The 11811-nt window shown below is 59.2% G+C and carries 11 protein-coding genes; 5 read left to right on the plus strand and 6 right to left on the minus strand.

What is annotated here, in order from left to right:
- From VGL40_15335 to VGL40_15360, 6 genes are all read right to left on the minus strand, one after another.
- Positions 1-1007 (minus strand): amidohydrolase family protein (locus VGL40_15335; protein HEY3316635.1); only part of this gene is annotated, 1007 nt, incomplete at its 3' end.
- 67 nt (positions 1008-1074) lie between these two features.
- Complete coding sequence (mch, locus tag VGL40_15340; protein HEY3316636.1) at positions 1075-2034, minus strand: methenyltetrahydromethanopterin cyclohydrolase; 960 nt, start codon at positions 2032-2034, stop codon at positions 1075-1077.
- A gap of 55 nt (positions 2035-2089) precedes the next feature.
- Positions 2090-2674 (minus strand): polysaccharide deacetylase family protein, encoded by a 585-nt coding sequence (locus VGL40_15345; protein HEY3316637.1) that lies wholly within the window; start codon positions 2672-2674, stop codon positions 2090-2092.
- Between the two features lie 26 nt (positions 2675-2700).
- Positions 2701-3627 carry an ABC transporter permease gene (locus VGL40_15350; GenBank protein HEY3316638.1) on the minus strand — a complete coding sequence of 309 codons (927 nt, stop codon included), beginning with the start codon at positions 3625-3627 and terminating at the stop codon, positions 2701-2703.
- Positions 3617-4735 (minus strand): ABC transporter permease, encoded by a 1119-nt coding sequence (locus tag VGL40_15355; GenBank protein ID HEY3316639.1) that lies wholly within the window; start codon positions 4733-4735, stop codon positions 3617-3619. Before VGL40_15355 ends, VGL40_15350 begins: the two co-directional genes overlap by 11 nt.
- A gap of 102 nt (positions 4736-4837) precedes the next feature.
- Complete coding sequence (locus VGL40_15360; protein HEY3316640.1) at positions 4838-5845, minus strand: BMP family protein; 1008 nt, start codon at positions 5843-5845, stop codon at positions 4838-4840.
- 818 nt (positions 5846-6663) lie between these two features.
- Here VGL40_15360 and VGL40_15365 point away from each other — a divergent pair.
- The 5 genes from VGL40_15365 (at position 6664) to VGL40_15385 (ending at position 11150) form a co-directional block, all read left to right on the plus strand.
- Entirely contained in the window at positions 6664-6960 is a 297-nt protein-coding gene (locus VGL40_15365; protein HEY3316641.1) for a PqqD family protein, read from the plus strand.
- The gene (locus VGL40_15370) at positions 6945-8018 is read left to right on the plus strand and encodes a radical SAM protein (GenBank protein ID HEY3316642.1); all 1074 of its coding nucleotides are present in this window, start codon (positions 6945-6947) and stop codon (positions 8016-8018) included. The genes VGL40_15365 and VGL40_15370 overlap by 16 nt, the downstream gene beginning before the upstream one ends.
- Complete coding sequence (locus VGL40_15375; GenBank protein HEY3316643.1) at positions 8011-8922, plus strand: hypothetical protein; 912 nt, start codon at positions 8011-8013, stop codon at positions 8920-8922. Before VGL40_15370 ends, VGL40_15375 begins: the two co-directional genes overlap by 8 nt.
- Positions 8923-9451: 529 nt before the next feature.
- On the plus strand, positions 9452-10402 hold the full coding sequence (locus tag VGL40_15380; GenBank protein ID HEY3316644.1) for an ABC transporter ATP-binding protein: 951 nt from the start codon (positions 9452-9454) through the stop codon (positions 10400-10402).
- Positions 10380-11150: an ABC transporter permease gene (locus VGL40_15385; GenBank protein ID HEY3316645.1), complete on the plus strand. Its 771-nt coding sequence runs from the start codon at positions 10380-10382 to the stop codon at positions 11148-11150. Before VGL40_15380 ends, VGL40_15385 begins: the two co-directional genes overlap by 23 nt.
- The last annotated feature ends 661 nt before the right edge of the window (positions 11151-11811 follow it).

The raw sequence follows: 11811 nt of genomic DNA on the forward strand, positions 1-11811 counted from the left end.
CGGTGGTGGACCTTCTGGAGCATGGCCGCCGCCCGCATCTCCTCGAAGAGGTCCATAGAGTCATTGGAGGCCGGGCCATCAGTCCCAAGGGCCACCGTCATTCCGGCGGCCAGCATCTCGACGATTGGGGCGACCCCGTTGCCGAGCTTGGCGTTGCTCTTGGGATTGTAGACCGGGACGACCCCCTTGCGGGCGGCCAGGGCGATTTCCTCGCCGGTCAGGAAGACGCAGTGGGCCGCGGTCACATGGTGGTCCAGGAGCCCCAGCGTGTCGAGGTACGCGAGGGGCGTGAGGCCGTAGTGTTCCCGGCAGAAGGTCACGTCCCAAGGCGTCTCGGAGACGTGGATGTGGAACCACAGGCGGCGGCAGGCGGCCGTTTCGACCAGCCAGCGGAAGAAGTCCGGGGTGCAGGCGTAGGCCGTCGATGGGGCCAGGCAGACGTCGATGAGGGCGTCGGCGCCAGCCCCGTGCCATCGATCGACGTACCGGAGGATCTCCGCCTTCCGCTCCGCGTCGCCGATCATCAGCTCCGGGGGGATCCACTGGTTGGCCGCGTTGAGCGCCCCCACTCCCCGAAACCCCAGGTCTTGCCAGGCTTCGAAGACGCTGGGCAGGGTCTTGTCCATGTTGATGCAGGCGGTGATGCCGCCGCGGACCATCTCCAGGGCCCCCAGCATCGACCAGCAGTAGCCGATCTCCGTCTCACCGTTCTTAGCGCCGGCCTGAATCTCGTTGGTGAACGGGAAGATCACCTCGGCCAGCCATTCCTGGAGGGGCAGGTCGTCCCGCCGGCCCCGGAGGAGGGTCTGATACAGGTGGGTATGGGCGTTGACGAACCCGGGCATGACCACCCGGCCGGTGGCATCGATCACCGTCGCCTCCGGCGGTGCGTCGAGGTCGCGACCGACCGCCGCAATCCGGTTGCCGGAGACGAGCAGGTCGGCCTGCTCCGCGATCGTCCTTGCGTCCTGAATCAGGAACCTGGCGTTCTTGATGAGAAGGGACAAGGCAGGACCCCTCTCTTCGGCGGGATCGATCGGGTTGGGGCGCCGGGCTCCGGCGAGGGCGCCGGGCCTAGCTGAAGAACGACTTGGCCAGAAGGTCCGGACGGATCATCCCGGCGCTGAAGGTCCTGCCGGTGGCAATGTTGTTCATTACGAACCTGGCCACGGTGTGGACGTCCTTGTCGATCTCGTAGAAGTCGTAGTTGCCGGCCCGGAAGATGTCCAGGAACGGGGTCCCGAAGAGCGGTGAGGCCTGGAGCGGCAGCTTGTCGATGACCGCCTCGACCTCTTCGTCGGCGCAGTCGACGTAGAGGGTCGCCGTCGTCCCGTAGAGGAGCGAGGTGTTGACCCGGTCCATCGCCCGCAGCTCGTCGCGGATCACCGGCGGCAATGGCGCGGTGCCGACCCCGCAGACGACCTTGGCCGGGTCGAAGCCCTTGACCTTGATCCGCCACATCGACGGCTCGACGCTCCTGGCGACGACCTGCATGGCCCCAGCCACGCTGCCGGTGGCGGCGACGAGGAGGTAGAGGTTCTCGGGATCAACCCCGCAGGCTGCGGCGCTCTCGTCGGCGATCTTCTCGTCCGGCAGCTGGCTGCCCTGGATGGCCAGGACGGCCTCGTGGTTATCGTCCTTGTAGGCCACCGCCTTGGCGAAGATGTCCCGTAGAGCCATGGCCCTCGCCGGACCGGACCCCAGCGGGGCCAGGTTGTCGTACTTCAGGCCGGGAAAACGCCAGCCCGAGAACTGCGAGGAAAGGCAGGTGACCGCCGGGTGATCGATCAGCACCTGGACGGTCGGCAACTCGATGCCCTCGAGGGGGAAGGTGCCCATGCTGACCTGGCCGATTCCGGCGATGGTCGCTTCAATGAACCTGATCCCAGCCATCAGACCGCCCCTGGCCCGAACGCCCATGTCGACGACGGTCGTCCCGTTCTTCAGCTTGAACACGTCGACGTTCAGCTTGGCGCTCTGGGCGATGATGTCTTTGACGATCCTGGCGGCTTCTTGGTTGACGCTGAACAGCATGTGGGTTCCCCCTGTCGGGTTGATCGACGGCGGCCGGAGCGGAGGTTGGATGGCGTCACCTGACCAGCCCGCGACGGCCGAGTTCGGACACCTTGACGAAGCGGAAGCCGCGACGCCTGAGTTCCGGGATGACGATGTCGAGAGTCTCCGGGACCCATGGGATGCGATCGTGGAAGACGCAGATGCTGTCCGGTCGGGCCTGGGCCAGGACGCGCCCGGCGACCTCTGTCGGGCCGGGGCCTTCCCAATCCTTGATGCTGAAGCTCCAGAGGGCGATGTCGTAGCCGAGGTCGCGGATGAAGTCGCGGACCCGGTCGTTCAGTTGACCGGCGGGCGGCCTGAACCAACGCGTCTCCACCCCGACCTTCTCCCTCAGGAGCCGGTCGGTGTGCTCGATCTCCATCCGGGCCACGTCGAGATCGATCTCGTCGAACATGGGATGCGAGTAGCTGTGATTGCCAATCTCATGGCCCTCGGCCTTGACCCGCAGGGCGGTCGACGCCTCTTTCTCGAGACGGTGCCCTTCCATGAAGAAGGTCGCCTTCACGCTGTGCCGCCTGAGGGCCTCGAGGACATCCACGGTGCCCGGCGGATTCGGGGCCCCGTCGAACGTCAACGCCATCCGACCCTGGTCTTCCAAGTCCACGTCTCCCCTCATCTGAAGGACTACTCTTTAAGGTACGGGCGGCCCTGGGCCGCCGGAGCGGTCACCCGGCCGACGAACCCGGCCAGGACGACCATGGTCAACACATATGGGGTCATCAGGACGATCCGGTAGGGGATCTGGACCCCGTAGACTTGCAGCAACATCTGCAGCGCTTCGGCGGCCCCGAAAAGGAAGCAGGCGCCGAGCACCCCGAGGGGCGTGTAGCGGCCGAAGATCACCGCCGCCATAGCGATCCAGCCGCGGCCCTCGACGATGTTCTCCAGGAACCGGTTCACGGCGACCAGGGTGATGTAGGCCCCGCCGACCGAGGCCAGGACCCCCGAGAGGACGGTGGCCGCGTGGCGGTACAATAAGACATTGATGCCCACGGTGGCGGCCGTCTTGGGATCCTCGCCGACAGCCCTCAGATTGAGCCCGATGGTCGTTCGATAAAGCATCCAGGCCACCCCGGCCAGGGTCAGGATGGCCAGGTAGACGAGGACCGTGTGGCCGAGGAGGAGGGGCCCGATGACCGGCAGGTCGCTGAGGCCGGGAACCTTCAGTTCGGCGAAGGTCTTGGCGATCGGGATCCTCCCGTCACGGATCAGGGTCCTGGAGAGGTAGCCGGTCAACCCGAGGGCCACGATGTTCAGGCCGATCCCCGCCACGACCTGGTTCACGGCCAGCTTGACCGCGAAGAAGCTGAGGAGGAGCCCGGACAGGACGCCGACGACGGCCGCCAGCAAGAGGCCGTAGACCGGTGAACCCGTGACCAGCGACCCGTAGTAGCCGAAGAACGCCCCGAAGAGCATCATCCCTTCCAGGCCGAGGTTGAAGACCCCGGCCCGGCTGCTGACCAGCCCGCCCATACCGGCAAAGAGGATCGGGGTCGTCATCCGGATGGACATCAGGAGGCCGGTCACCCAGATCGTCTGGTTAATGTCCATGGCCAACCCTCCGGGCGCCCGCGTTCTGGAGGACCCTTGAGGCGAAGGTCCCACCGACGATGAACAGGATGATCAGCCCCTGGATCACGCTGACCAGAGGGAAGGGGACCCCGAGGTCCCGCTGCATCGACCCGGCCCCGACCCGGATGACGGCGAAGAGGAGCGCGGCCAGGACCACCCCGAGGGGCTTCTCGCCGCCCAGCACGGCCACACCGATGGCGTCAAAGCCGTACCCGGGCGAAAACCCAGGGGTCAATCGGTACAGCGTACCCATGAGTTCCACCGCGCCGCCGACCCCGGCCATCCCTCCGGAGATGAACATCGACGCCAGGGCCAGGGTCTTGACGTTCATCCCGGCGAACCGGGCGGCCTCGGGGTTGAGCCCGACCGCCCGCAACTTGTAACCGAACGAGCTCCGCCAAAGGACCAGGTAGACCAGGATAGCCGCGGCGATGGCCAGGATGAACCCGACGTGGAGCCTGGTCCCGGGGAGGATCACCGGCAACTTGAGCCCGGCGGCGATCGGTTGGGTTTGGGACACCAAGGCGCTGGGGTCGTGCAGCGGCCCGGCGATCAGATTGTCGACAAAGAGGGCGGCGATGTAGGTCAGCATGATGGTATTGATGATCTCGCTCGAACCGCGGGTGACCATCAGCACCCCGGCGATCGAAGCCCAGATGGCCCCGAAAAGAAAGGCCACCCCAATGGACACGATGACGTGGAGGACCGGGGGCAGGTGGAGCATCGTGCCGACCAGGATTCCGCCCAGGGCCCCGACGTAGAACTGGCCCTCCATCCCGGTGTTGAAGATGCCGGTGCGGAAGGCGAAGACGAAGCTCAGGGCACAGAAAGTCAGGGGGATGAACCGGGTCAGGGTTTCCCCGAAGCCATAAAGGTTCCCCAGTGCCCCGCGGACCAAGGAGTAGTACGCGAGGAGCGGGTTGATCCCGGCAATGGCGATCAGGACGGCCCCCACCAACAGGGCTCCGAGCGTGCTCAGGATGGGCAGAGCCGCCAGGACGAGCGGGATGCCACCCTTGAGGCCCGGGGCCGACCGATCGGGGCCGGTGAGCCCGGCCCGCAGCATGTTCAGACTACCCTTGGTCACGAAAAGGCCCTCCAAGTCCACGGCCTCGACGGCGGCCCCCGCGGACGTCCGGGCCGAAGCCCCGGACGCCGCGGGCGCTCGCTGGGTCAGGGGGGGATGAGATTACTTGTCCAGCGTGGGCTTGGTGACCTTGCCGTCGATCAGGTCCTGCCGGACCTTGGCGACCTTGTCTTTGATGTCCTTGGACAGCTTGGAGTCGAAGTTGTGATAGGGGGTGAGGTCTTCGACGCCGGACTTGACGCCCATCACGTAGACCTTGCCCTCGAAGGTCTTCTTGACGTACATCTCAACCAGGTTCCGGAGCATCGCCCCGGAGGACGAGATGGCGCTGGTCACAATGGTGTCCGGGGCGACCTGCCAGAGGTCGTTCGGGGCGGCGATGGCCAGGATCCCGCCTTCCTTGGCCGCCTCGAGGCCGCCCATGCTCGACTGGCCGGCGTTGGTGAAGACGACGTCGACCCCGTCCCTGATCATCGCCTTGGTCAGTTCCTTGCCCTTGACCGAGTCGTTCCAGCTGCCGGTGAAGGTGCGGGTCGCCTTGGCCTTCGGGTTGTAGACCTGGGCGCCCTGCTCGAAGGCCTTGCCCATGGTCTTGGCGACGGTCGAGTCGCTCGAGGTGAGGATGCCGATCTTGTTGCTCTTGGTGAGCAGACCGGCCAGGGCCCCGGCGAGGTAGGCCGATTCCCAGTTGGTCCCGGTGACCGAGGCGAAGTTGGCCCCGGACTTGTAGCCGCCGCTGATGCCGAACATGACCTTGGGGAACTCGGGGGCCACTTCGGCCACGGGGTCGGTGAAGTTCAGGTCATGGCCGATGATGAAGTCGTACCCTTCCCGAGCGTAGTTCCGAAGGACGTCCTTGACTTCGGACTGGGAGACGTTCTCCTGGTAGCTGACATCGAGCTTCAGTTCATCCTTGAGCTTCATCAGAACCGTATAGCCGTCTTGGTTCCAGGCCAAGTCCTGGATGGATCCGGGGAAGACCGCCGCCACCTTAATCTTCTTCTCGGTCTCCTTTGGCTGGCTCTTCGCACAGCCCATGGTGAACACGGACGCCACCAACACCATCACCAACAGGATCGTCAGAGGCACGAGACGACGCCGCTTGCCCATTACGCTCTCCCCTCCTGGTTTTGGTCAGAGGACTGGAACCGCTACGGCCCTGTTCCAACGCTTAATGTTCAACGTTGGACGTCTTACACCTTCTCAAAGCCCAAACGATTATTTAATTACCTGATTGTGCTGTGATACCTGCTAGGACCAACTTTGGGCGGGCCGTCCGGGGACATGAAAAGCCGAGCCGCGAAGAACGGCCCGGTCTGATGGGGGGCAGATGGTCAGTCGAACAGGTCAAAGGCAACCGGTCCTGATCGTCCGGCCCGGTCCGGGCCCTAACCCGGCCCCAGTAGTCGGGACTCTCCGGAACCGGTGGTCGGGATTTATCGGAACGGGTGGTCGGGATTATCCGGAATGGGTGGTCGACTTGCCCCGGAATATGCGCGTGACAGACGGGAATGGTCCATAGCTCGGGTACAGTCTAGTTCCCCGACCCTATGAGGCGTGTTCTGGTTGAGAAGGCAGGTCTTCCACCGGTGTCGCCCAATTGGCTGCTTTGCGACATTATGAAAAGCTTCAAACGTCCTCGACATCTGTCGAACCGAGTCGAAGGAATTGCGGACTCAGGCGCAAGGAAATCCCGCAAGGGCGCATAAGTCTATACATGGTAATTGGAGATAGAAGTCTCTAGACCGCGGACGCCTAGACAGCAACTAATCCTGACAGGATTAGTTGCTGTCTAGTTTGTCTGAGGGCCGTAACACCGTGTGAAAACGTGAAACCCTCTCTTAAGCACCCCGTTCGAGACCTGTATGAGCAGCCACATTAGCGACGGACCGGCACGACCCTTCCATGTCGGGTGTGAGGGGTGTCTTGTGATAAATCTGACCGCGAGGGGGGGAGGAATACTAGTGACATTGGCACGGAATCCTGCATTCAAATGGATTCTCCGGGAAGATGGAGGCTATGTGTACGACCCAACCGACAAAACAGTGAAAGTATTGAACGATACCGGAAGCTTCATCGTTGGTAGATGCGAACTATACCCGGCTGAGATTGCGGCCGCTTTGGTGGAGACGTTTGATATTTCGGACCTTGACACAGCGGCACGGGACGTTTCAAGTTTCCTTGATGAACTGGTTATGGAGGGGCTGCTATGTCGGCGAGAGTAGAGAGGCTTTACATCACGCTTACACAGAGATGCAACATGGCGTGCCCTCACTGCTGGGTCGCCGGTAGTGGCTCTTGGCGGGAACAGGATCAGCAGCCCGAACTGACCTTAGACGAGTACATATCGACTATTGAGCAACTGAGGCCGCTTGGCATTAAGCGTTTGAAACTCACTGGCGGGGAACCATTGCTGCGCAAGGAAATCGTCCTATCACTCTGCGATTACTGTCGCCGAAATGGTTTGGGTCTTGCTTTGGAAACCAATGCTACCCTGCTGGACAAAGAACTGATGGATGCCCTCGCCGGATTGCGAGACTTCGAAATTGGAATCAGCGTTGATTTTCCAAATGATGAGGGGTTTGACAAATTCCGAAAGCACCCCGGTGCTTTTGCGCGCGTGAATAGTGCATTTAGGTGTTTGGGCGCTGCGGGCATTGGCGCTGTGGGCATCATGACAGTCTTCCGGGATAATTTGCCCCTGATGTTTGAAACAGCTTCGTACGTCGTGGAGGAACTTGGTGGTTCGGTCAAGTTCTCCGTATGCGTTGGCATAGGACGAGCTCAGGCTGACATGAAGGATCGTCTTCTGTCTCCAGGGCAAGTGTTTGAGTATTATGACCTTGTTGAGCAAGTTGCAGATAAGTACCCGGGCAAGATCCATTCCATGATTCCAATGGCCTTCTATCGCCCCGGAACCAAGGTCAAGTTGGGGAGATGCGATCCCAGCACCACGCTTGGACTACTCCCTGACGGGGGGGTGTCGTTGTGTGGAATAGGTGTCACCAATAAGCAAGCTGTTTTTGGCAATGTCAGACAGGCAACCGTGCTAGATATTATGCAGCACTCGAGTGAACTACAAATGTTGGGTCACTCGGACGAGATGAAGTATTGCGGAGTCTGCAGCAAGTGCATGTTCTCACAGGCCTGCGGGCATCTGTGTCCCGCTCACAGCTTTGAGATGTTTGGTGATTACAGCGGGCCTTATCCGGTTTGCCAGAGCCTCTACGAGAGTGGACTATTTCCCAAGGACTTCCTGGTGGGGCCGCATGACCATGAATGAGCTGAGCACAATCTACGCAAGGTTCGATTCTAGGGTGGAGTATTCCGAAGGGCTTCTGACCAGTGCTCTGAATCAGGCAAGGGAACTTGGAGCCGAAACCCTCCGAATCGTTGGAAACGCAGAACAGTACGAGAAGGCCATGATAGCTCTGGTGACCAGAGCAGTGTCTCTCGGCATTCGCGTTTGGTTTGATCTTGACCTTGGCGGACTGTCAGATCAGTTCATAGGTTCGCTGGAACCACATGCTGGATCGGTCGTCTTGGCGGTGAATATCGACGAAGTCTCTGATAGACGAATACCCAGCGTCGGCGGCCAACCGCCGGTAGTCAATGTCACTGCGAATAGAGGGAACGCAGCCCTGCTTACTGAGTTCATGGGACGGTTACTGAGTGACCGCAGAATCGGGCTCTTAAAAGTCTCGGCCCACATTAGAGAGATTGGAAGCATCGACCTCTACCTCAAGCTGGCACGAGACCTTATCTCACTGCATCGGTCCTACCCCGGCCAAGTCTATGCCATGATGCCTTGGTGTCTGCTTGAGATATCAGAGCTTAGATTGGGCCGGACAATATGTCAATACCAAAGCACCGTCGGAGTCTTCCCCGATGGGGCCGTGACTGCTTGCGGGGTGTCGCGTACCGCCTGGGAGCCCGTCTCAAGACTCAGTGAATGCTCGTTACGGCAGGCGGTCGGTAATGACCCCCTTCTGAGAAATCTGCGTAGTCTGAGGCCCAGTGGGTTGGAGGGAGTGTGTTCGATCTGCATATTCAGGGACTATTGCGGCAATCTATGTCCTGCTAGGGTGTTTAACATCACCCGTTCGTTCAGCAAGTCCTTCGATGACTGTCAGATACTGTATGACAACGGGCTTTTCCCTCCGGCATTCATTCGCGACGGAGTGTGAGAATATGACTCGGGCTCTCGTGGTGGCCGATCTTACGTATTCCGCATACATAAACCCTTCCTCGCCAGCGCTGTGCCCCATTGCCGAGAAAATCCAGGATGCCCCGATTATTGAATTGTTTAAGATCTGCTGTGACAGAAGAGGAATTTGGAACACGGTCGTCGCCTCGTTCTGGCAGTCAACAGGGAGCTTGTTCGGCGACTGCTTTCGACAGTCTGTGGTCTTGTGTTCCTTGCTTAGGTCATTGGGCCGGAGTTCCTACGTTGCGGTACTATCCCATAGAGGAGAGAGTCTCGGGGATGCGACGCATGCTGCCGTGCTTGTTAGCGAGGGAAATCGTTGGGCACTTCTGGATGTAACCAAAACTTCTGTGAAAGAGGGTATTTGGCAACTCCAGGACTCTAGGGACCTTGACTCCAATAACGGTTTGCTCTGCATTTTTAATGATCAACATGCTTACCTGGTCGAAGGTGACGGCTCCGTACCTGGACTAGATGCCTTGTCGATGCATCAGTAGGGAGGAAGTGTGATGGGAGTCCTGCCGGCTTATCAATTGTCTCGGCTCACGAAGATCTATAAAAGCCGTGTGGTGGCAAATAACAATATAAGTTTGGAGATCAAATGCGGGGAGATACTCGGAGTATTTGGACCGAATGGCGCCGGGAAAACCACCATGGTACGACAGATGATGGGGCTCTTAAGACCGACGTCAGGACAAATACTCTTGTTCGCCAAAGACGTGGTCGCCAGACCAGAACGTGTACCTGAGACAGTTGCATACTTCAGTCAGAAGGTTATGTCTCTCAACCCGTTTTCCTTTAAGGAAGTGTTGGTTCACGCCGGCGTCCACCGAGGGATGTCTTCGTCAAATGCTCGGAAGCAAGCTGCGAGACTGGTCGAATTCTTTGACTGCGGACACTGCACAGATAGGTACCTTTACCAGCTCTCCGGAGGTGAGCGTAAATTATCTCTCCTCCTGTCAACGTTTATGGGTCACAAGAAAATACTGATCTTGGATGAGCCCACGAATGAAATAGACCCTCTCAGAAGGGCAAGAGTCTGGAGCTACCTTCTCGAACGAAACAGGGATGATGGGGTCACGGTGATCCTGGTCACTCATAATGTCGTCGAGGCGGAGGCCGTGGTGGACCGCGTGGTAATCATCGACCGCGGAATCGTTAGGGGAATCGGCACGCCTGGCGAGCTGAAGGCTAACCTAGACGTCATGTCCCACGTAGTCTTTACCTTGAAACCCCATGTGAAGGTAAGTGCTGCGCCGTTCGACGTAACGCACATACACGGACAGACGTGGTCAGCAATGGCCACAACACAAGACGTAGCCCGGCTCTTCAGCCAGCTGGTAGACGTCCTGGGAATGCAGTCTCTGGATGATTTTCGCGTCTCAACCCCATCCCTGGAGGACGTGTACATGCAACTGACCGGAAGGAGCTTTGCGAATGGGCAGGCAGGAAGTGAGTAAGTTCTTCATCGATTTCGTTTGGGTGTTAAGAGGGCAGCTCTATTCAATGAGATCCCAATGGTTTTGGTACGTGGTTTACCTGACATTTTCACCTCTTACGTTCCTCTTCTTTCTTTCGATATACGGTGGGACAAAGTCACCTGACAGCCAGCTATATGTAATAACAGGCGCCATTGCCAATGCTGCGGTTCTAGCTGCGGTGACCAGTCTTGGGCAGACAATAGGGTATCTCCGTGAACAGAACGCCCTAGAGTACTATGCCTCATTACCCATATCAAAGCTCGCGTTCATTATGGCGGTCGCGACTCGAGGGGTGTTCTTCTCACTTCCATCCTCGGTTTTGACGTTGTTACTTGGCTCTATTGGTGTCGGTCTGCCTCTGCATTTCAACCCGTTCATGGTATTTCTGGTTTATGTAATAAGTGCATACAGTCTGACGAGTGTCGGAGCAGTAGTAGGTTTCTACAGCCAAACGCCTGAGGCCGTCGGGCTGGCAACTCAGATCATCGCGCCACTCATTGTCATGTTTGCCCCCGTCTATGTGCCCGCTAGTCAACTCCCCCCTTTTCTCCAGGTGATCTCAAAGGTCATCCCAACAACCTATGTTGCGCAGAGTCTGCGTTTAGCGATAAAGGGAGAGTTATCCCCACAATTTTGGCAGGACCTTCTGGTTGTATGCGGTTTCACCGTGATTGGTCTGTTCCTGGCTGTGCTGAAAGCCGATTGGCGAATAGCCTCTTCCGGCTAAGCAGCAAGAGGCGGCGGTTGTCAAGGTACCAAGTGAACCATCTTGCGGGTTGCAGAGTAAGTAGTGCTCCGGTTACGAAGGCCGAGGACAAAGGAGGTGGTAGGAATTGAAGAAGAGGCGGTATTCTGCCCCAAGCATTGCGCCCCTAGAAATGATCGCACGCGGTTGCGCCACCGGTTCGTGTTGCGGCGGCCAGAACTAGCTGGCAAAGTGCAACGTCCGTTAAGCCTACAAGGGCTCCAGCGCCCAAAACGAACTACCCGATGCATCTTTCCTAGTTCTGGCTTACCGGGAGTCTACACTGTGCCCACTGCGTCGCGTTTGCGGCCGTAATAAACGAAAGCGCAAGGGGCCATCGCTATCCCCCCGAAAGTGGCACCGTCTTGCCAGGGTCTGGAATGTTTCCGTCGCTATCGGAGCCATGGCTGTAAGCCATATGTGTAATGCAGAGGTGACTTGTGTTCTTGCACTCTGAGAGTAGAGGGGGTGATAAAGTGAAGAAGAGACCTTACACTACTCCACGAATTGCCTCGCTGGAAACGATCACTCGCGGCTGCGCCACTGGTCATTGCTGCGGCGGAAAGAACTAGGGGGCGGCAGCCAAGTCGTCCTCTGTAACCCGCAAGTCCATCCGTTCTTTGCCGGCCGAGTCGCGTCAAAT

The organism is Bacillota bacterium (genome assembly GCA_036504675.1).
GTDB lineage: Bacteria > Bacillota > Sulfobacillia > JAJYWN01 > JAJZPE01 > DASXUT01.

What these genes read in the sequence shown, in the direction of transcription:
- VGL40_15380 (HEY3316644.1), top strand. Translation starts at nt 9,452, where the DNA reads ATGGGAGTCCTGCCGGCTTATCAATTGTCTCGGCTCACGAAGATCTAT.
- VGL40_15370 (HEY3316642.1), top strand. Translation starts at nt 6,945, where the DNA reads ATGTCGGCGAGAGTAGAGAGGCTTTACATCACGCTTACACAGAGATGC.
- VGL40_15375 (HEY3316643.1), top strand. Translation starts at nt 8,011, where the DNA reads ATGAATGAGCTGAGCACAATCTACGCAAGGTTCGATTCTAGGGTGGAG.
- VGL40_15385 (HEY3316645.1), top strand. Translation starts at nt 10,380, where the DNA reads ATGGGCAGGCAGGAAGTGAGTAAGTTCTTCATCGATTTCGTTTGGGTG.
- mch (HEY3316636.1), bottom strand. Translation starts at nt 2,034, where the DNA reads ATGCTGTTCAGCGTCAACCAAGAAGCCGCCAGGATCGTCAAAGACATC.
- VGL40_15350 (HEY3316638.1), bottom strand. Translation starts at nt 3,627, where the DNA reads ATGGACATTAACCAGACGATCTGGGTGACCGGCCTCCTGATGTCCATC.
- VGL40_15360 (HEY3316640.1), bottom strand. Translation starts at nt 5,845, where the DNA reads ATGGGCAAGCGGCGTCGTCTCGTGCCTCTGACGATCCTGTTGGTGATG.